Origin of the sequence: Burkholderia ambifaria AMMD (assembly GCF_000203915.1) — a bacterium.
GTDB classification, from domain to species: Bacteria; Pseudomonadota; Gammaproteobacteria; order Burkholderiales; family Burkholderiaceae; genus Burkholderia; species Burkholderia ambifaria.
Genome location: NC_008390.1, coordinates 1,643,482 through 1,664,582 on the forward strand (window position 1 = coordinate 1,643,482; position 21,101 = coordinate 1,664,582).

The 21,101-nt window shown below is 66.1% G+C and carries 16 protein-coding genes; 15 read left to right on the forward strand and 1 reads right to left on the reverse strand.

Annotation, left to right across the window (positions count from 1 at the left end; translation table 11 throughout):
* Positions 1-5 precede the first annotated feature (5 nt).
* On the forward strand, positions 6-1,064 hold the full coding sequence (locus BAMB_RS07600) for a sulfate/molybdate ABC transporter ATP-binding protein (RefSeq protein ID WP_011656793.1): 1,059 nt from the start codon (positions 6-8) through the stop codon (positions 1,062-1,064).
* A gap of 79 nt (positions 1,065-1,143) precedes the next feature.
* On the forward strand, positions 1,144-2,070 hold the full coding sequence (locus BAMB_RS07605; protein ID WP_006755334.1) for a CysB family HTH-type transcriptional regulator: 927 nt from the start codon (positions 1,144-1,146) through the stop codon (positions 2,068-2,070).
* Positions 2,071-2,331: 261 nt separating this feature from the next.
* Here BAMB_RS07605 and BAMB_RS35215 read toward each other — a convergent pair whose 3' ends face one another.
* Complete coding sequence (locus tag BAMB_RS35215) at positions 2,332-2,691, reverse strand: hypothetical protein (RefSeq protein ID WP_158380519.1); 360 nt, start codon at positions 2,689-2,691, stop codon at positions 2,332-2,334.
* Between the two features lie 207 nt (positions 2,692-2,898).
* Here BAMB_RS35215 and BAMB_RS07615 point away from each other — a divergent pair, with 207 nt between their 5' ends.
* From BAMB_RS07615 to BAMB_RS07670, 13 genes are all read left to right on the forward strand, one after another.
* Positions 2,899-3,849: a sugar ABC transporter substrate-binding protein gene (locus BAMB_RS07615; protein ID WP_011656795.1), complete on the forward strand. Its 951-nt coding sequence runs from the start codon at positions 2,899-2,901 to the stop codon at positions 3,847-3,849.
* A gap of 145 nt (positions 3,850-3,994) precedes the next feature.
* Complete coding sequence (locus BAMB_RS07620) at positions 3,995-5,608, forward strand: sugar ABC transporter ATP-binding protein (RefSeq protein ID WP_011656796.1); 1,614 nt, start codon at positions 3,995-3,997, stop codon at positions 5,606-5,608.
* Positions 5,605-6,624, forward strand: coding sequence for an ABC transporter permease (locus BAMB_RS07625; protein WP_011656797.1), 1,020 nt, complete (start codon positions 5,605-5,607; stop codon positions 6,622-6,624). Before BAMB_RS07620 ends, BAMB_RS07625 begins: the two co-directional genes overlap by 4 nt.
* Before the next feature lie 36 nt (positions 6,625-6,660).
* Positions 6,661-7,692: a LacI family DNA-binding transcriptional regulator gene (locus BAMB_RS07630; RefSeq protein ID WP_006759468.1), complete on the forward strand. Its 1,032-nt coding sequence runs from the start codon at positions 6,661-6,663 to the stop codon at positions 7,690-7,692.
* Positions 7,689-8,615 carry a ribokinase gene (gene rbsK / locus BAMB_RS07635; RefSeq protein ID WP_011656798.1) on the forward strand — a complete coding sequence of 309 codons (927 nt, stop codon included), beginning with the start codon at positions 7,689-7,691 and terminating at the stop codon, positions 8,613-8,615. Before BAMB_RS07630 ends, rbsK begins: the two co-directional genes overlap by 4 nt.
* Before the next feature lie 289 nt (positions 8,616-8,904).
* Positions 8,905-10,668 (forward strand): methyl-accepting chemotaxis protein, encoded by a 1,764-nt coding sequence (locus tag BAMB_RS07640; RefSeq protein WP_011656799.1) that lies wholly within the window; start codon positions 8,905-8,907, stop codon positions 10,666-10,668.
* 533 nt (positions 10,669-11,201) lie between these two features.
* Positions 11,202-13,124 carry a PrkA family serine protein kinase gene (locus BAMB_RS07645; protein ID WP_006754311.1) on the forward strand — a complete coding sequence of 641 codons (1,923 nt, stop codon included), beginning with the start codon at positions 11,202-11,204 and terminating at the stop codon, positions 13,122-13,124.
* Between the two features lie 125 nt (positions 13,125-13,249).
* Positions 13,250-14,518, forward strand: a complete 1,269-nt coding sequence (locus BAMB_RS07650; RefSeq protein WP_011656801.1) for a YeaH/YhbH family protein — start codon at positions 13,250-13,252, stop codon at positions 14,516-14,518.
* Positions 14,515-16,194 carry a SpoVR family protein gene (locus BAMB_RS07655; RefSeq protein WP_006759305.1) on the forward strand — a complete coding sequence of 560 codons (1,680 nt, stop codon included), beginning with the start codon at positions 14,515-14,517 and terminating at the stop codon, positions 16,192-16,194. The genes BAMB_RS07650 and BAMB_RS07655 overlap by 4 nt, the downstream gene beginning before the upstream one ends.
* A gap of 235 nt (positions 16,195-16,429) precedes the next feature.
* Entirely contained in the window at positions 16,430-17,734 is a 1,305-nt protein-coding gene (locus BAMB_RS07660; protein ID WP_011656802.1) for an MFS family transporter, read from the forward strand.
* Positions 17,735-17,768: 34 nt separating this feature from the next.
* Complete coding sequence (locus tag BAMB_RS35220; RefSeq protein ID WP_158380518.1) at positions 17,769-17,930, forward strand: hypothetical protein; 162 nt, start codon at positions 17,769-17,771, stop codon at positions 17,928-17,930.
* 194 nt (positions 17,931-18,124) lie between these two features.
* On the forward strand, positions 18,125-20,014 hold the full coding sequence (locus BAMB_RS07665; protein WP_227739445.1) for a rhomboid family intramembrane serine protease: 1,890 nt from the start codon (positions 18,125-18,127) through the stop codon (positions 20,012-20,014).
* A 180-nt stretch (positions 20,015-20,194) separates the two neighbouring features.
* Positions 20,195-21,010: an ABC transporter substrate-binding protein gene (locus tag BAMB_RS07670; RefSeq protein ID WP_011656804.1), complete on the forward strand. Its 816-nt coding sequence runs from the start codon at positions 20,195-20,197 to the stop codon at positions 21,008-21,010.
* The last annotated feature ends 91 nt before the right edge of the window (positions 21,011-21,101 follow it).

Genomic DNA, 21,101 nt, shown 5'->3' on the forward strand with positions numbered 1-21,101 from the left:
CCAGAATGGGTATCACCGTCCGTCACCTTCAAAAGCGCTTCGGCGATTTCACCGCCCTCGACAACGTGTCGCTCGACTTCCCCGCGGGCGAGCTCGTCGCGCTGCTCGGGCCGTCCGGCTGCGGCAAGACCACGCTGCTGCGCGTGATCGCGGGCCTCGAGCACGCGGACGCCGGCCAGGTCGTGCTGCAGGGGCTCGACGTCGCGTCGGTGGGCGCGCGCGATCGCCAGGTCGGCTTCGTGTTCCAGCATTACGCGCTGTTTCGCCACATGACCGTATTCGAGAACGTCGCGTTCGGGCTGCGCGTGAAACCGCGCCGCGAGCGGCCGTCGGAAGCCGTGATCCGCGACAAGGTGCACGAGCTGCTGAAGCTCGTGCAGCTCGACTGGCTCGCGCAGCGCTATCCGTCCGAGCTGTCGGGCGGCCAGCGCCAGCGGATCGCGCTCGCCCGCGCGCTCGCGGTCGAGCCGAAGGTGCTGCTGCTCGACGAGCCGTTCGGCGCGCTCGACGCGAAGGTGCGCAAGGAACTGCGTAGCTGGCTGCGGCGCCTGCACGACGATCTGCACATTTCGACGATCTTCGTCACGCACGACCAGGAAGAGGCGCTGGAAGTGGCCGACCGGATCGTCGTGCTGAACCGCGGGCACGTGGAGCAGGTCGGCAGCCCGCAGGACGTCTACGATCATCCGCAAAGCGCGTTCGTCTACGAATTTCTCGGCGCGGCGAACCGCCTGCCGGGCACCGTCGCCGGCCGTGGCTTCGTCGCCGAGGGCGCGGCGGCCCCGATCGCGGTCGATGCCGATTTCGCGGGCCCCGCGAACGCGTACGTGCGGCCGCACGACCTGCAGCTGTGGCCGGCCGGCGACGGTCATCGCGACGGCATCGCGGTGGACGTGCGCCGCGTGATCCCGCTCGGCGGCTCGGTGCGGGTCGAACTCGAGGCGCGCACGGGCGGCGCACTCGAAGCGGAACTCGATCGCGACGCGTGGCGTGCGCTCGCGCTGCAGGTCGGCGACGGTGCGACGGCCGTACCGCGCGCGGTGCGGGTATTTCCCGCACACTGACGCCGAACCCGGTAAAGAGAAGAGGGCGGATACCGCTCCGGAGCGACATTCGAACAACGACAGCCTAAGAGGCATACCCATGAATTTTCAGCAATTGCGTTTCGTGCGCGAAGCCGTGCGGCAGAACATGAATCTGACGGAAGTCGCGAACGTGCTGTACACGTCGCAGTCGGGCGTGTCGAAGCAGATCAAGGATCTCGAGGACGAACTGGGCGTCGACATCTTCATCCGGCGCGGCAAGCGGCTCACGGGGCTCACGGAGCCCGGCAAGGCCGTGCACCAGTTGATCGAGCGGATGCTGCTCGATGCCGAGAACCTGCGCCGCGTCGCGCGCCAGTTCGCCGACCAGGACAGCGGCCACCTCGTCGTCGCGACCACGCACACGCAGGCGCGCTACGCGCTGCCGAAGGTGATCCGGCAGTTCACCGACGTGTTCCCGAAGGTGCATCTCGCGCTGCGCCAGGGCAGCCCGCAGCAGATCGCGCAGATGATCCTCAATGGCGAAGCCGATCTCGGCATCTCGACCGAGGCGCTCGACCGCTATCCGGACATCGTGACGTTCCCGTGCTATTCGTGGCACCACACGGTGGTCGTGCCGAAGGGGCATCCGCTCGTCGGCCGCGAGAACCTGACGCTCGACGAAATCGCCGAGTATCCGATCATCACGTATGACCAGGACTTCACGGGCCGCTCGCACATCGACCAGGCGTTCACGCAGGCCGGCGCGGTGCCCGACGTCGTGCTGACCGCGATCGACGCGGACGTGATCAAGACCTACGTCGAGCTCGGGATGGGGATCGGCGTCGTCGCGGCGATGGCCTTCGATCCGCAGCGCGACACCGGCCTCGTCGCGCTCGACACGCAGCACCTGTTCGAGGCGAGCACGACGCGGGTCGGGCTGCGCAAGGGCGCATTCCTGCGCGCGTATGCGTACCGGCTGATCGAGATGTTCGCGCCGCAACTGAACGAAGCGGAAATCGCCGCGCAGCTGCGCGAAACGGTCTGACGGCGGGGCGGTGTCCCGGGGGGCGCGGCGAGCGCCCGCCGGACGGGCTGCGCGATGGGTGACATGACGGTGGTTTTCGCGTCGTCATGTCATGGCGAGCCGACGTGTCGAACCTTCGATCGACGTCGTCGCTGACAATCCGCGTTGCCACGCGCGGCCACCGTCACGTATGTGCCGATCAAACAGAACAACAAGACGGCACATTCGCATGCCTCGCGTCGACCTTCTCGAGCGACGCGCTCTTTTTCACAAAGATACGATTTAATGCGCCGGCACGCGGATCGACAAACCGCGTCGGCAGCGCGCTGCGCGGCCATTGCCGCAGCCGACTCGAGCCTGCTGCGGCGGCAACGCCATCGCAACGCCATCGCATCGCGCCGAATGAAACCGGAACAGCGCACACGTGGAAAACGCAAACCAAAGCCGACGGACAAGCCGGATCCGACGAAGGCCCATCATCGAATCCGAAAACGGTTTCTCGGTTTCGTCCACGATCGCAACGAAGCGCCACCGTCGAATGCGATGTAACGCGCCGCAATCCGCAAGCGCCGCAGCGTGCTCCGAATAAACCCTTAAATATTGATCAGACGGGTTGCGCGTCGAACCGAAACGGTACAGCATAGCTTTCACTCCGCCGGCTTCCCGCCGGCGGTGGCGTGTCGACGACAGCGCGCGCCAGGCAGTCGGCCGTCTGCCTGCTTCCATTCCTTGGTACCGACAAGCAGCATCGATGGCCACTGCCCGGGTAATTGGGCGCAAACGTTTGCTCGCATTAAAACAACAACCAGACACCAATCGGCCCCACGGGCCAGTCGCCAGGAGATGTGTATGAATGTCCTCTTTCGCCGTCGTTTCCTGACCGCCGCGCTTGCCGCCGTCGCGGTCGCCGCCGCACCGGCCGTCCACGCGCAAGCGGGGGCCAAGCCGAAGGTCGCGCTCGTGATGAAGTCGCTCGCCAACGAGTTCTTCCTGACGATGGAAACCGGCGCGAAGGAATACCAGAAGCACAACGCCGGCCAGTTCGACCTGATCACGAACGGCATCAAGGACGAGACCGACACCGCGAACCAGATCCGCATCGTCGAGCAGATGATCGTGTCGAAGGTCGATGCGATCGTGCTCGCGCCGGCCGATTCGAAGGCGCTCGTGCCGGTCGTGAAGAAGGCGGTCGACGCGGGCATCATCGTCGTGAACATCGACAACCGGCTCGACCCCGACGTGCTGAAGTCGAAGAACCTGAACGTGCCGTTCGTCGGCCCCGACAACCGCAAGGGCGCGCGCAAGATCGGCGACTACCTCGCGAAGCGGCTGAAGGCGGGCGACCAGGTCGGTATCCTCGAAGGCGTGTCGACGACGACCAACGCGCAGCAGCGCACGGCCGGCTTCCAGGATGCGATGAAGGCGGGCGGGATGAAGGTCGTGTCGGTGCAGTCGGGCGAGTGGGAGATCGACAAGGGCAATGCGGTCGCGTCCGCGATGCTCAACGAATACCCGAACCTGCGCGCGCTGCTGTGCGGCAACGACAACATGGCGATCGGCGCGGTGTCGGCGGTGCGGGCCGCGGGCAAGCAGGGCAAGGTGTTCGTGGTCGGCTACGACAACATCAACGCGATCAAGCCGATGCTGAAGGACGGCCGCGTGCTCGCGACCGCCGACCAGTACGCGGCGAAGCAGGCCGTGTTCGGCATCGACACGGCGCTCAAGGCGATTGCCGAGCATCGCAAGCAGGCCGACATGACCGGTGTGGTCGAGACGCCGGTGGATCTCGTGACGAAGTAACGCCGCCCCGTCGCGGCCGCCGCCCTCAAGAATCCGGGCCGGCGGCCGTTATACGGAGTGAGCGCGATCACGGCCACTGCATGCACATGCACTTGTGAGCGTCATACCCGCGCGTCGCGTGCGCGCGGCCGCAATCAGGATCGCGATGGAACCGACCTTCCAACCCTCCCGTTCAGCCATTCCCGTGCTGTCCGTCTCCGGCGTGGGCAAGACCTACGCCGAACCGGTGCTCGCCGACGTCACGCTGACGCTCGCACCGGGCGAGGCGCTCGCGCTGACGGGCGAGAACGGCGCCGGAAAGAGCACGCTGTCGAAGATCATCGGCGGGCTCGTCGACCCGACGACCGGCACGATGCAGCTCGGCGGCCAGGCCTATGCGCCGGCGAGCCGCACGCAGGCCGAAGCGCTCGGCGTGCGCATGGTGATGCAGGAGCTGAACCTGTTGCCGACGCTGACGGTCGCCGAAAACCTGTTTCTGAACCGTCTGCCGCGACGCTTCGGCATCATTGATCGCGCGCGGCTGCATGACGACGCGCAGGCGGCGATGGCGCGTGTCGGGCTCGACGCGATCGACCCCGACACGCCAGTCGGTGCGCTCGGCATCGGCCACCAGCAGATGGTCGAGATCGCGCGCAATCTGATCGGCGACTGCCGCGTGCTGATCCTCGACGAGCCGACCGCGATGCTGACCGCACGCGAGGTCGAGCTGCTGTTCGAGCAGATCGACCGGTTGAAGGCGCACGGCGTGGCGATCGTCTACATCTCGCACCGGCTCGACGAGCTCGCGCGCGTCGCCGAGCGCGTCGCGGTGCTGCGCGACGGCCGGCTCGTGCATGTCGGCGACATGGCCGCGACGACGTCCGACGGGCTCGTCACGCTGATGGTCGGGCGCGAGATCGGCGAGCACATCGATCTCGGTCCGCGCCGAATCGGCGCGCCGCGACTCGCCGTGTCGGGCATGACGCGCGGCACGGCCGTGCAGGACGTGTCGCTCGAAGTGCGCTCGGGCGAAATCTTCGGCATCTCGGGGCTGATCGGCGCGGGGCGCACCGAATTGCTGCGGCTGATCTACGGCGCGGATACGCCGGACGCCGGAATGATCTCGGTCGGCGATCCGCTGAAGCCGGCGCGCATCGCTTCGCCCGTCGACGCGGTGCGGCACGGCATCGCGCTGATCACCGAGGACCGCAAGGGCGAAGGGCTGCTGCTGTCGCAGTCGGTCACGTCGAACGTGTCGCTCGGCCAGCTCGAGCAGCTCGCGCGCGGCGGCATCGTCAATACGGCGCGCGAAACGGCGCTCGCCGAGCAGCAGATCGACGCGTTGCGGATCCGCACGCACGGCGCAGCACAGCCGGTCGGCGAACTGTCGGGCGGCAACCAGCAGAAGGTCGTGATCGGCCGCTGGCTCGCGCGCGACATGGGCGTGCTGCTGTTCGATGAGCCGACCCGCGGAATCGACGTCGGCGCCAAATTCGAGATCTATACGCTGATGGGCGCGCTCGCGCGCGACGGCCGCGCGCTGGTGGTCGTCTCGAGCGACTTGCGCGAGCTGATGCTGATCTGCGACCGGATCGGCGTGATGTCGGCCGGCCGCATGACCGCCGTGTTCGAACGCGGCAACTGGACCCAGGATGCGCTGCTGGCCGCGGCGTTCGCCGGCTTCGGCCGCGACGCGCTGCCGGAAGGCGCGCGCCACCTGGATGCGCAAGCGGCGCCGCGCGCGGCTTCCGGCACTTCGACCACAGGACGACAGCAATGACCCAGCCTCCCGTATCCCCGAGCGACGCAGGCGCGCAGCAGGACGTGACGGAGCGCCGCGCGCGCACGCTGTCCGGCACGCGGCTCGGCCTGTCGAACTATCTCGGGCTCGCCGGTGCGCTCGCCGCGATGATCGCGCTGTTTTCGGCGCTGAGCTCGCATTTCCTGACCTACGATACGTTCAGTACGATCGCGAACCAGATCCCCGATCTCGTCGTGATGTCGGTCGGGATGACCTTCGTGCTGATCATCGCCGGCATCGACCTGTCGGTTGGCTCGGTGCTCGCGCTGGCCGCGTCGATGGTCAGCGTGGCCGCGCTGAAATGGCAGTGGGGGCCGCTGCCGGCCGCGCTGATCGGGATCGCGGTCGCGACCGCGACCGGCTCGCTGACCGGGGCGATCACGGTGGGCTGGCGGATTCCGTCGTTCATCGTGTCGCTCGGCGTGCTCGAGGCCGCGCGCGGCGTCGCTTATCAGCTGACGAATTCGCGCACGGCCTACATCGGCGACGCGTTCGATTTCCTGTCGAACCCGATCGCGCTCGGCATCTCGCCGGCGTTCCTGATCGCGGTCGCGGTGATGATCGCGGCACAGTTCGTGCTCACGCGTACCGTGTTCGGGCGCTATCTCGTCGGGATCGGTACGAACGAGGAAGCCGTGCGGCTCGCCGGGGTTAACCCGCGGCCGTATAAAATCCTCGTATTCGCATTGATGGGCGCGCTCGCCGGGCTCGCGTCGCTGTTCCAGATCTCGCGGCTCGAGGCCGCCGATCCGAACGCGGGCGCGGGCCTCGAACTGCAGGTGATCGCGGCCGTCGTGATCGGCGGCACGAGCCTGATGGGCGGGCGCGGCTCGGTGATCAGCACGTTCTTCGGCGTGTTGATCATCTCCGTGCTGGCCGCTGGGTTGGCGCAGATCGGCGCGAACGAGCCGACCAAACGGATCATCACCGGGGCGGTGATCGTGGTGGCGGTCGTGCTCGATACGTATCGCAGCCGGCGCGCCCGCGCCCGGTAAGAACTACACAGAAAGCAGACCAGAGAGAAACGGGAAATGGCGACGATCAAGGATGTGGCGGCCATGGCGGGCGTGTCGTTTACGACCGTGTCGCACGTGGTGAACAATTCGCGGCCGGTGTCCGCGGACGTGCGTGCGAAGGTCGAGGGCGCGATCCGTGAGCTGAATTACGTGCCGTCGGCCGTGGCGCGCTCGCTCAAGGCGCGTTCGACGGCGACCATCGGACTCGTCGTGCCGAACAGTACGAATCCGTACTTCGCGGAGCTTGCGCGCGGCATCGAGGATCAGTGCGCGGCCAACGGCTATTGCGTGTTCTTCTGCAACTCGGACGACGATCCCGTGAAGCAGCGCAACTACTTGCGCGTGCTGCAGGAAAAGCGCATCGACGGGCTGATCGTCGCATCGGCCGGCGAGGACGCGGTGCTCGCGCAGACGCTCGCGCACGCGCATGCGCCGCTCGTCGTCGTCGACCGCAACATCGAGGGGCTCGCGGCCGACCTCGTGCAGATCGATCACGAACGCGGCGCGTATCTGGCGACGCGCCACCTGCTCGAACTCGGGCACGCGAAGATCGGCTGCATCACCGGGCCGACCGACACGGCCGTCAGCGCGATGCGCGTGCACGGCTTCATCCGCGCGATGGCCGAGCGCGGGATCGACATCGTGCCGGGCGCGATCGCGGAAAGCGATTTCTCGTGCCTCGGCGGCTATCACGCGGCGTCGCGGCTGTTCGAGTCGGTGCATCCGAGCGCGATTTTCGCGGGCAACGACCTGATGGGCGTCGGTGCGCTGCGCGCGGCGGCCGAGCGCGGATTGCGCGTGCCGGACGACTGCTCGATCATCGGCTTCGACGACATCGAATTCTCCCGCTACACGTATCCGGCACTGTCGACGGTCGGCCAGTCGGTGCGCGCGCTCGGCGAAATGGCCGCGCAGACGCTGATCGAGCGGATCGGCGGCGGCTCGACCGCTGCGCCGAGCCGTCGCCGCGTCGTGTCGCCGCGCCTCGTGCTGCGCGAATCCACGGCGATCTACCGCGAGCCGGCCGCGCCCGGCGCTCGCGCATGACGGCGCGCACGACGGGCGCCGGCCGCGTGACGGTGGTCGGCAGCCTCAACATGGATCTCGTCGTGCGGGCGCCGCGGCTGCCGCTGCCGGGCGAAACGCTCGCCGGCCATGCCTACGCGCAGGCGGCGGGCGGCAAGGGCGGCAACCAGGCCGTCGCGGCCGCGCGCCTCGGCGCGCAGGTCACGATGATCGGCTGCGTCGGCGCGGACGCGCACGGCGCAGCGCTGCGGGCCGGCCTCGAGGCCGAAGGCATCGATTGCGCGCGGCTCGCGACGAGCGCGGCGGCGTCGACCGGTGTCGCGCTGATCGTCGTCGACGACGCGAGCCAGAACACGATCGTGATCGTCGCCGGCGGCAATGGCGAAGTCACGCCGGAGACGGTGGCGCGGCACGAGGCCGCGCTGGCCGCGACCGACGTGCTGATCTGCCAGCTCGAGACGCCGCCGGACGCCGTGTTCGCGGCGCTGTCGGCTGGCCGGCGGCTCGGCCGCACGGTGGTGCTCAATCCGGCGCCCGCGGTCGCGCCGCTGCCGGACGGCTGGCTGCCGCTGGTCGATTACCTGATCCCGAACGAAGTGGAGGCGGCCGCGCTCACCGGGCTGCCGGTGCGCGACCCGGCCGACGCAGAAGCCGCGGCGCGGATGCTGCAGGCGGGCGGCGCGCGCAACGTGCTGATCACGCTCGGCGCGCGCGGCGTGCTCGCGCTGTCGGCCGACGGCGCGGCGCGCCACTATCCGGCGCCCGTCGTGCAGGCGATCGACACGACCGCGGCCGGCGATACCTTCATCGGCGGTTTCGCCGCGCGGCTCGCCGCGGGGGAAGACGTCGATACCGCGATCCGCTTCGCGCAACGCGCGGCGGCGCTGTCGGTCACGCGCGCGGGCGCGCAGCCGTCGATTCCCACCCTCGCCGAACTGGCCTGACAGGCCGCGGCGCGCATCGTGGCCGGCGCCTGCGACAGCAGGCGGCCGGCTGTCTGGCGGTCTCTTTCTGATCGGCCCGAAGCCGACATTCGCTTTGTCATCTCTTGGCACGGGCCGGCGTGTTACGCACCCTATTATTCAGCAGAATGCAATAAACAGATCAATTGCGGAGAAAATTGACGTCAATACCATCAAGTCGTGCGGCGAACGGTCGTAAATGCATCGGGGCGAAACACTGTTTCGAAAAACGGGCGCGGCCCGTTCATGACGACGCAACACAGGAAGAATGATGGTGATCGGAAACCTGACGATACGTGCGCGCATCGGTCTGACGATGGCGTTTCTCGCGGTGCTGCTGGGATTGGTCGGCGTGCTGGGCGTGTACGGGATGACGCGCTCGAACGACGCGACACGCGAAATCTTCACGAACCAGATGCCGAGCGCGGTCAACGTGGCCGTGGCGGAAATGTACGCGGCGCGTGAGCGCCTGGCGCTCGATCGCGCCGCGCTGCTGGCCGGCTCGCCTGACTCCGCTGCCGCGGTGGAGCGCAGCCGCGCGATGCGCACGCAGTCCGACGCGTGGTGGCAGAAGTACCTCGCGCTGCCGCGCGGCCCGGAGGAAGACCGCCTCGCACAGGATGTCGCCGCGAAGCGGCTGGCGTTGCAGCGCAGCTGCGACGCGTTCGGAGGCGCGATCGCGACGGGCGACCACGACCGGATCGGCGAGGGCGCCAAGCAGCTCCAGATGCTGTACAACGAGCTTTCGATCTCGGGCGAAGCGCTGCGCAATTTCCAGTTCAGCTCCGCGCAGGCGGACTTCGACCGCGCGGAATCGGTCTACGACACGCTGCGCGTGCTGTCGATCGTCGTGCTGGTGGCCGGCCTGGTCGCCGCGGCGCTGTCGTGGCTGACGCTCAGCCGTGCGATCGGCCGCCCGCTCGCGGACGCGCTCGCGCATTTCGACGCGATGGCCGCGGGTGACCTGCGCCGCTCGATCGTCGTGCATCGGCGCGACGAAATGGGCCAGCTGCTCGACGGCCTCGCGCGGATGCAGCGCGGCTTCGTCGATACGGTGCGCACGGTGCGTGGCGGCAGCGAGTCGATCGCGACCGCGGCGCGGCAGATCGCCGCCGGCAACATCGACCTGTCCTCGCGCACGGAAGAACAGGCGTCGGCGCTGCAGGAAACCGCGTCGAGCATGGAGCAGCTGACCGGCACGGTGAAACAGAACGCGGACAATGCGCGGCAGGCAAGCTCGCTGGCCGCGAACGCGTCGGAGATTGCAAACAAGGGCAATACGGTGGTCGGCCAGGTGGTCGGCACGATGGGCGAGATCAACGACAGCTCCGCGAAGATCGCGGACATCATCGCGATCATCGAGGGAATCGCGTTCCAGACCAACATCCTGGCGCTGAACGCGGCCGTCGAAGCTGCGCGTGCGGGCGAGGAAGGGCGCGGCTTCGCGGTCGTCGCGGGCGAGGTGCGCAGCCTCGCGCAGCGTTCGTCGAGCGCGGCCAAGGAGATCAAGGCGCTGATCGACGCGTCGGTGGACCGCATCCGCACGGGCTCGACGCTGGTCGACGAGGCCGGTCGCACGATGAGCGACGTGATCGCGGCCGTGCAGCGCGTGACGGACATCATGGGCGAAATCGCGGCCGCATCGGAGGAGCAGAGCGGCGGCATCGACCAGGTCGCGCGCGCGGTCGCGCAGATGGATGAAGTCACGCAGCAGAACGCCGCGCTCGTCGAGGAAGCGGCGGCCGCCGCGCAGTCGCTCGACGAACAGGCCGCGCGCCTGCGCGACACGGCGGCGGTCTTCCGGATCGACGACGATGCGGCGCAGCCGGCAGCCGCTCCCGCTGCACGTCAGGCGCCGCGCGCGGTGCCCGCGCCGGCTGCCGTGCCGGTGAGCTCGGCCGCACCGGCCGCGGCGCGCGACGATCGCGACGCAACGCCCAAGCGTGCGGCGCCGGTGCGCAAGCCGGCGGGCGCGCCCGCAGCGCCTGCGCCGGCCGCCGCGACTGCCGGCGGGGACGACTGGGAAACGTTCTGATTCGCGGCGCGCCGCGCCTCTATTCCTAGCGCATCTTTCCCTCGCATCTTTCCCTATTTGGCAGCACACGACGCCCGCTACTGCGGGCGTCGTCGTTTCGGCCACCGATCGAATGTGACAGCGCGTATGAACGTTCGCACAACGTCGCGTGTCGCATGCGCGCATCGGCGCTACGGGTATCTCCGGACGATGCGAAAAAAATTTGTAACGGTGCTCGGCGCGTGTCGTCGTAAACGTGCGCTCGAACGTCTAGTGATGAAGGGGAGTGAAGGGCGCGGTGACGACGGAGATGTCCAACGCGTGAGACGTTCCGATGCTGGACGAGACGCCGCGGATGCAGTTTCTGCGGCACGGGAGATCAATTGTAAAGCGTCAAAATGCGTTGTCCAAGCGGTGTTGTGGAGAATGACCCACTTCATACGAAGAGTTCGTGAAAAAAAATAAGAAAGGGTTTAGGATGAATTCGAACGCGCTTGCTTCTGCGCAGTCATACGAAGGCAAGCACGTCTTCAGACTCAGGCGAGGGAGGTAGCATGGATATTTACAGCAGCTTCGCGAACCGCTTCGAAAAAACGCGAGAGGAAGAGCTCTCGCTGGAGGAGTACCTCGCGCTCTGCAAGAACGATCCGTCAGCGTATGCCACGGCAGGCGAACGCATGCTGGCTGCAATCGGGGAACCCGAACAAGTCGACACCCGCAACGAACCGCGCCTGTCGCGGATCTTCGCGAACAAGGTGATCAAGGTCTATCCCGCATTCCGTGAGTTCTACGGAATGGAGGAAGTGATCGAGCAGGTGGTCGCGTATTTCCGCCACGCTGCGCAAGGGCTCGAAGAGAAGAAGCAGATTCTCTACCTGCTTGGCCCGGTGGGCGGCGGCAAGTCGTCGATCGCCGAGCGTCTGAAGCAACTGATGGAGCGCGTGCCGTTCTATGCGCTGAAGGGCTCGCCCGTCAACGAATCGCCGCTCGGGCTGTTCGACTACGACGAAGACGGCCCGATCCTCGAGGAGCAATACGGCATTCCTCGCCGCTACCTGAAGAGCATCCTGAGTCCGTGGGCGGTCAAGCGCCTGCACGAATACAACGGCGACATCCGCCAGTTCCGCGTCGTGCGCCGTTACCCGTCGATCCTGCGTCAGGTCGGCATTGCAAAAACGGAGCCGGGCGACGAGAACAACCAGGATATTTCGTCGCTCGTCGGCAAGGTCGACATCCGCAAGCTCGAGCAGTACGCGCAGGACGATGCCGATGCGTACAGCTATTCGGGCGGCCTGTGCCTCGCGAACCAGGGGCTGCTCGAGTTCGTCGAAATGTTCAAGGCGCCGATCAAGGTGCTGCACCCGTTGCTCACCGCGACGCAGGAAGGCAACTTCAAGGGCACCGAAGGATTCGGCGCGATTCCGTTCGACGGGGTGATCCTCGCGCACTCGAACGAGTCGGAGTGGAAGGCGTTCCGCAACAACCGCAACAACGAGGCACTGCTCGACCGGATCTTCGTCGTGAAGGTGCCGTACTGCCTGCGCGTGTCGGAAGAGACGAAGATCTACGAGAAGCTGATCCGCAATTCGTCGCTGGCCGAAGCCGTGTGCGCGCCGGGCACGCTGAAGATGATGTCGCAGTTCTCGGTGCTGTCGCGCCTGCACGAGCCGGAGAACTCGAGCCTGTTCTCGAAGATGCAGGTCTATGACGGCGAAAACCTGAAGGACACCGATCCGAAGGCGAAGTCGTATCAGGAGTATCGCGACTATGCGGGTGTGGACGAAGGGATGACGGGCGTATCGACACGCTTCGCATTCAAGATCCTGTCGCGCGTGTTCAACTTCGATTCGAGCGAGGTCGCGGCGAACCCCGTGCACCTGATGTACGTGCTCGAACAGCAGATCGAACGCGAGCAGTTCCCGCCGGAAACCGAGCAGAAGTACCTGTCCTTCGTGAAGGACGTGCTCGCGTCGCGCTACGCGGACTTCATCGGCAAGGAGATCCAGACGGCCTACCTCGAATCGTATTCGGAGTACGGGCAGAACATTTTCGACCGCTACGTCACCTATGCCGACTTCTGGATCCAGGATCAGGAATTCCGCGATCACGACACGGGCGAGAGCTTCGACCGCGCCGCGCTGAACGCGGAACTGGAGAAGATCGAGAAGCCGGCCGGGATCAGCAATCCGAAGGATTACCGCAACGAGATCGTGAACTTCGTGCTGCGCGCGCGGGCGGCGAACGCCGGGAAGAACCCCGTGTGGACGAGCTACGAGAAGTTGCGCGTCGTGATCGAGAAGAAGATGTTCTCGAATACCGAGGAACTGTTGCCGGTCATTTCGTTCAACGCGAAGGGCTCGGCAGAGGAGCAACGCAAGCATGAGGACTTTGTGAATCGGATGGTCGCGAAGGGCTATACGCCGAAGCAGGTGAGGCTGCTTTGCGACTGGTATCTGCGCGTGCGCAAGTCGTCATGACGCGCGCGGTACCGCGCCCGTGCGGTTCGTCCGCGCGGGCGCCCTCAGAGACGCCGCCCGCATGACGGCAGACGGCATGTGCGGCGAGCGTCCCGGCATATCGACTTTCGAGCGGGAGACCGGGAGTGCTTCATCAAATCATCGACCGCAGGCTGGCCGGCAAGAACAAGAGCATCGCCAACCGCGAACGCTTTCTGCGTCGCGTCAAGAACTACATTCGTCGTGCCGTCTCCGACGCGGTGCGCGACCGTAGCATCAAGGATATCCAGAGCACGCAAAGCATCACGATCCCGCGCAAGGACATCGCGGAGCCGAATTTCCGGCACGCGCCGGGCGGGCGTCGTGAATACGTGCACCCGGGCAACGAGGACTATGTCCGCGGCGACAAGATTCCGCGTCCGCAGGGCGGCTCGGGCGGCGGCGGCAGTCAGGCGAGCAACGAGGGCGAAGGGCAGGACGACTTCGTGTTCGAGCTGTCGCGCGACGAATTCATGCAGTACTTCTTCGACGATCTCGAACTGCCGCGCCTCGTGAAGACGCACCTGCTGACGGTGCCGAGCTGGAAGAACGTGCGCGCGGGCTGGTCGGCGGAAGGCACGCCGAACAACATCGACGTCGTGCGCTCGCTGAGAAGCGCGCTCGGCCGGCGCATCGCGCTCGGCTCGCCGCTCGTCAACGAATTGCGCGAGCTCGAAGCCCAGCTCGAGGTGATGAAGCTCGACCCCGAAGACCGTCGCGCGGACATCGCGACGCTCGAGGCCGAGATCCATCACCTGAAGGGGCGCATCTGGCGGATCCCGTTCATCGATCCGTTCGATCTGCGCTACATCAATCGCGTGAAGCAGCCGCAGCCGTCGAGCCAGGCCGTGATGTTCTGCCTGATGGACGTGTCGGGTTCGATGGACGAGCAGCGCAAGGATCTCGCGAAGCGCTTCTTCATCCTGTTGTACCTGTTCCTGAAGCGCAACTACGAGCGCATCGAGGTCGTGTTCATCCGTCACCACACGCGGGCCGAGGAGGTCGACGAAGACACCTTCTTCCATTCGACCGAAAGCGGCGGCACCGTCGTGTCGAGCGCGCTCGAGCTGATGCGCAAGGTGATGAACGAGCGCTACTCGCCGAGCGAGTGGAACATCTACGGCGCGCAGGCGTCCGACGGCGACAACTGGACCGACGATTCGCCGAAGTGTCGCAAAATCCTGGAAGAGGATATCCTCACGAAGACGCGCTATTTTGCGTATATCCAGGTTGCCCCGGAAGAGCAGAACCTGTGGCTGGAGTACGCGCAGCTGGCGCTGTCGCAACCGCACCTCGCGATGAAGAAAGCCGAATCGGCTGCCGACATTTACCCGGTGTTTCGCGAATTGTTCGAAAAGCAGGTGGAAATGTCATGACGACCCGCCATCTGCACAACGAGTCGCGCGGCTACGCGCCGCGCCCTTCCGGCGACGCCACGGCCGGCCCTGCCGCATCGCAGCAAAGCGGCCGGGTCGAACCGGCGCCGCCGGCCGCCGACTTGCCCGGCTCCGGGCAGAAGGAAGCGCGTATGAACGTTGCCGAACGCAAGCCGCTGCCGTGCCCGTCCGACTGGACGTTCGAACTGCTCGAGGAATACGACACGCACATCTCGCAGGTCGCCGAGCAATACGAGCTCGATATCTATCCGATCCAGCTCGAACTGATCAGCGCCGAGCAGATGATGGACGCGTACGCGTCGGTCGGGATGCCGGTCAACTATCGCCACTGGTCGTTCGGCAAGCACTTCCTCGCCACCGAAAAGAGCTATCGCCGCGGCCAGATGGGCCTCGCGTACGAAATCGTCATCAACTCGAACCCGTGCATCGCGTATCTGATGGAAGAGAACACGATGACGATGCAGGCGCTCGTCATCGCGCACGCGGCGTACGGGCACAACTCCTTCTTCAAGGGCAACTACCTGTTCCGGCTGTGGACCGACGCGCACGCGATCATCGACTATCTCGTGTACGCGAAGAACTACGTCGCCGAATGCGAGGAGCGCTACGGCCTCGATCGCGTCGAGGAACTGCTCGATTCGTGCCATGCGCTGATGAACTACGGCGTCGACCGCTACAAGCGGCCGCAGAAACCGTCGCTGTCGAAGGAGGCCGCGCTGCGGCGCGAGCGCGAGGCGTATCTGCAGTCGCAGGTCAACGAGCTGTGGCGCACGCTGCCGGGCAAGAAGCCCGAGCAAATGGAAGAGCAGGAGGAACGCTATCCGCCGGAGCCGCAGGAGAACCTGCTGTATTTCGCGGAGAAGAACGCGCCGCTGCTCGAGCCGTGGGAGCGGGAAGTGATCCGCATCGTGCGCAAGATCGGCCAGTACTTCTATCCGCAGCGGCAGACGCAGGTGATGAACGAGGGTTGGGCGACGTTCTGGCACTACACGCTGCTGAACACGCTGTACAACCAGGGCAAGCTGGAAGACGGCTTCATGATGGAGTTCCTGCATTCGCACAGCAACGTGGTCTATCAGCCGCCCGTCACGAAGCCGTACTACAACGGGATCAACCCGTATGCGCTCGGCTTCTCGATGATGAGCGACATCCGGCGGATCTGCGAAGCACCGACGGAAGAGGACTACAAGTGGTTTCCGGAGATCGCGGGCACCCCGTGGCTGCCGGCGATGCACTACGCGATGCGCAACTTCAAGGACGAGAGCTTCATCGCGCAGTACCTGTCGCCGAACCTGATCCGCGAGATGCGGCTGTTCTCGGTGCTCGACGACGACATGCGCGATTCGCTCGAGGTGTCGGCGATCCACGACGAGGCCGGTTATCAATACGTGCGGCAGGCGTTGTCGCGGCAGTACGACATCCATCATCGCGAGCCGAACATCCAGGTCTGGGCCGTGAACACGCGCGGCGACCGCAGCCTCACGCTGCGCCACTTCATGACCGACAACCGCCATCTGTCGAACGACAGCGAAGAAGTGCTCAAGCACATGGCGCGACTCTGGCAGTTCGACGTGTTCCTGGAAAGCGTCGACGAGGCCGGTACCGTGCGCAAGCGCTACGAGTGCCGCTACGTGCCGCCCGAGGTGCGTATCTGAATCGCTCGCCTCCGCAGAGCTTGCATCGGACGCCAGCCTGACGGCTGGCGTTTTCATATGACGAATGGGGCGAACGAGAAAATTTTTCTACATCCGGACGAACCCGGAAAGCCTGTTACTTTACATTTCGCTAAAATCCCGTAGCGCCGTGGCACCGGAACCGGTGCCACGTCGACCGCACGCGGCGGCCCCAGGTCGTCTCGCCCAGAAAGCACTAAAAGGAACAGACCAACCCATGGACGTCCAGACCGACCAAGCTGCGCTGTCCGCGCATGACACCCGGCGGCGCGTGTTCGCCATCGTCGGCGCCTCATCGGGCAACCTCGTCGAGTGGTTCGACTTCTACATTTACTCGTTCTGCGCGCTGTACTTCGCGCCGGCGTTCTTCCCGAGCGGCAACTCGACGACGCAGTTGCTGAACACGGCCGGCGTGTTCGCGGCCGGTTTCCTGATGCGTCCGATCGGCGGCTGGCTGTTCGGCCGCATCGCCGACCGTCACGGCCGCCGCGCGGCGATGATGATCTCGGTGCTGATGATGTGCGGCGGCTCGCTCGTGATCGCGGTCCTGCCGACCTATGCGCAGATCGGCGCGCTCGCGCCGGCGCTGCTGCTGGTCGCGCGTCTGTTCCAGGGGCTGTCGGTGGGCGGCGAATACGGGACGAGCGCGACCTACATGAGCGAGGTCGCGCTGAAGGGGCGGCGCGGCTTCTTCGCGTCGTTCCAGTACGTGACGCTGATCGGCGGCCAGCTGTGTGCGCTGCTGGTGCTCGTGATCCTGCAGCAGACGCTGTCGACTGACGAACTGAAGGCGTGGGGCTGGCGCATTCCGTTCGTCTGCGGCGCGGCGGCCGCGCTGATCTCGCTGTACCTGCGCAAATCGCTCGACGAGACGTCGACGAGCGCATCGCGCGACAAGAAGGACGCGGGCACGATCCGCGGCGTGTGGCAGCACAAGGGCGCATTCTTCACGGTGGTCGGCTTCACGGCCGGCGGCTCGCTGATCTTCTATACGTTCACGACGTACATGCAGAAGTACTTGGTGAACACGGCCGGCATGCATGCGAAGACGGCCAGCAACGTGATGACCGTCGCGCTCCTCGTCTACATGCTGATACAGCCGGTGTTCGGCGCGCTGTCCGACAAGATCGGCCGCCGCACGTCGATGATCCTGTTCGGCACGTTCGCGGTGATCGGCACGGTGCCGCTGATGCACACGCTGAAGACCGTGACGAGCCCGATGGCCGCGTTCGTGCTGATCACGATCGCGCTGGCGATCGTCAGCTTCTACACGTCGATCAGCGGCCTCATCAAGGCCGAGATGTTCCCGCCCGAAGTGCGCGCGATGGGCGTCGGCCTGTCGTATGCGGTCGCGAACGCGATCTTCGGCGGCTCGGCCGAATACGTCGCGCTGTGGTTCAAGTCGGTCGGCAGCGAGGAAACCTTCTACTGGTACGTGACGGCGCTGTGCGCGGTGTCGCTGATCGTGTCGTGGCGGATGCGCGACCCGAGCAAGGAAGGGTATCTGCGTCACGAGCCGTGATCGACGGGGCAACCCGGCTGCCGCTTCGAGCGGCATGAAACAACGCAACGGCGCTCCGCCACGCAGGCGGCGCGCCGTTTTTTCATGGGCGGCGCGTTTGCATCCCCGCGTGCAAGCGCATCGCGCGCCGCGCGATATCGATATCGCAATCGCTTCGTTGTCCGCGGCCGACGATGCTTTTATGCTGAACCCGTAGTTCGTGTGACACCTCCTTGACTGGGATTCGCGCCCGCTGCGCGCAGCGGGCGTTTTTTTATTCCCGGTTCGCCGATCGGCCTCGTCACACGCTCGTTGCTTGCGGGACGCGAAATATAATGGCGCTCGCGCGGCTCACGCGCGATAACCCATACCAAGATCCCGATGAGAGAACAACATTCTTCCAGGCCGTGGTTGACCATTCTGCTGGCCGTCGTCAATACCGTGATATTCGTGCTGATGTGGCGACAGGCGTCGTACGGTTCGCTGTCCAACCCGCTGCTGCTCGACTGGGGCGCGAACTTCGCGCCGTACACGCTCACCGGGCAGCCGTGGCGGCTGCTGACCAGCGCGTTCCTGCACGGCAGCTGGGTCCATCTCGCGCTGAACATGTACATGCTGGTGGTGCTCGGCACCGTGCTCGAACGCGCGGGCGGCACGCTGCGGTTCGGCGTCGCGTATCTTTTGTCCGCGCTCGGCGGCTCGCTGCTGAGCGCGCTCTGGCATGGCTATCACGAAGTCGGCAGCACCACCTTTGCGTTCGGCGTCGCGCTGGCGTCCAGCGGGATCCGGCCGGTCGTGAGTGTCGGTGCGTCGGGCGCACTGATGGGACTGGCGGGCGCGGCCGCGGCATTCGCGCTGCAACGCCGACGCGACAGCGCAGGCGATGCGCCGGTTGCCATCAACCTCGGCGCGCTCGGGCAAGTGATCGCGATCAACCTGGGCTCGGGCTTCCTCATCTCCGGCATCGATCAGGCCGCGCATCTCGGCGGTGTGGTCGTCGGCTTCATCGCCGGTTGGCTGATGTACGGGGCCGGCCGCTCGATGCGCGTCGCCGTGCCGCTCGTGTTCGCGGTGCTCGGCAGCGCGGCGATGTTGTTCGCCGCGCAGCGGGCCGGCAGCGAGGAACTGCAAGGCTGGCGTGACGCGACCCGCCGCGACGTCGAGCGCGACGCCGCGAAGCGCCACGCGCAACAGCAGGCGGCCGCGATTGCCGAGCAGATCCGCGACGACGAGCAACACCGTCCGGCGCCCGTGTCGGCCGAGCAGGCGGCAGGCACCGTCGTACCCGTCGGCAAGTGGCCATACGCGATGGTGCTGGGCGCATCGGGCAAACGCCTGTACGTGACCGACAACGACCGGAACACGCTCGTCGTCGTCGACGTCGAGCGGCACGAGGTCGTGCGCACGATCACAGGCGAGCCGTTCGCGACGGGGCTCGACGGCTGCCCGGGGAACATGTGCCGCGGCCGCGGCGCGAGCGGCGTGTACGTGAGCCCCGACGAGCGCTACGCGTATGTTGCGTCGATGCGCGAGAACGGCCTCGCGCGCATCGACCTGAACAGCGGTGCGATCGTCGATGGCGTGACGCTCGGACGCTTTCCGCGCGCAATCGTTGCGTCCGCATCCAACGATAGGCTGTACGTGCTGAACAGCGTCGACGACACGATTTCGGTCGTCAGTCTCGCGCACTGGCCGCAGGTCATCGCGACGCTGCGGCTCGGCGATCACGATGCATCGGGCGTCGAGTTCGGCCGTGCGCTGTCGATGTGGCTGTCGCCCGACGACCGGCGGCTGTATGCATACGCGATGCAGAAGGGCGCGATCGTCGCGTTCGATACGGCGACGAACGCGCAGGTAGAGACCTATCCGGTCGATGCGGATTTCATCCAGGCTCAGCCTGGCGAGAAGGGCGCGGGCATCTGGGTCTACAACAAGTCGTCGGTTCAGTGGCGGGATGCGTCGAGCCTTGCCGTACGCGACAGTTATCCGGTCTGCCAGGAGTCGATGCACAGCTTCGACGGCAGCGGTGACGGCTCGCTGATCGCCGTGACCGGCTATGACGACAAGCCGATGCGCGTGATCAAGACCGCCACGCGTCGTACCGTCGGCGAGTTTCCGGTCGCGGGCGGCGTGTCGCAGGTGATCTTCGCGCCGGATCACAAGACGCTGTTCGCGCTCGGCGCAGCCGGCACGCTGTCGTTCCTGCGCATGGACCGTTCGCTCGATTACCTGCAGGACGGCGGTGACGGCGAGTTCCTGTGCGCGGCGTCCGTGGCCGCCACCGACGACGATAGCGAATGACCGCGAGCGCGGGTGCGCGTCATCACAAAACCCGCAGAGCAAAGCACCATTTGTTGGTTCGAAATCGCCGCACGCGCTGATACGTTAGCGGCTTCGCGACGACACACCACGTCGCGATGTTCCTCGAACCGGGCCGCCGCGCGATCCGCGGCGGCCTTCATAACAAATCAGGTCGTGCTCATGAAAATCCACACTCTCGCCACGTGGCTCGTCGGGGCCGCACTCGTCACGGCAGGCACGGTCGCGCACGCGGACCGGCTCGACGACATCAGGAAGGCCGGCGTGCTGCGCGTCGCGACCTTCGACAGCAATCCGCCGTTCGGCTATGTCGACGCCAAGAGCAATCACATCGTCGGCCTCGACGTCGATTACGCGAAGGCGCTCGCCGACAAGCTCGGCGTAAAGTTGCAACTGCAACCGACCAATCCCGCGAACCGCATTCCGTTCCTGACGTCCGGCAAGGTCGACCTCGTGCTTGCGAACTTCACGATCACCGACGAGCGCGCGAAGCAGGTCGACTTCAGCATCCCGTACTTCTCGTCGGGCCAGCAGTTTCTCGCGAAGAAGGGCGTGCTGAAATCGGCCGACCAGTTGAACGGCCTGCGCGTCGGCGCGGACAAGGGCACGACGAACGAGATCACGCTGCGCGAGAAGTATCCGAAGGCGACGATCGTCGCGTACGACGACACGCCGTTCGCGTTCGCCGCGCTGCGTGCCGGCAACGTGCAGGCGATCACGCAGGACGGACCGAAACTGATCGGCCTGCTCGCGAACGTGCCCGACAAGCAGAACTACGAGATTCCGGCGTTCACGATCTCGAACGACTACATGGGCGTCGGCGTGCCGAAGGGCGAGACGCGCCTGCTCGGCTTCGTGAACGACACGCTGAAGGGGCTCGAGGCGAACGGCCGCGCGGGACAGATCTACGACGCGTGGTTCGGGCCGGCGACGAAGACGCCGCTCACGCGCATCTTCCGGATCGGCGACCGGACCTGAGTCGCGCGCCGCGCCGCATGCGCCGCGATCCGCCGCCGGCTGTGCCGGGATGCGCGGGTCGCGGCGCTTTGCGCTTGCTTCCATCTTCTTT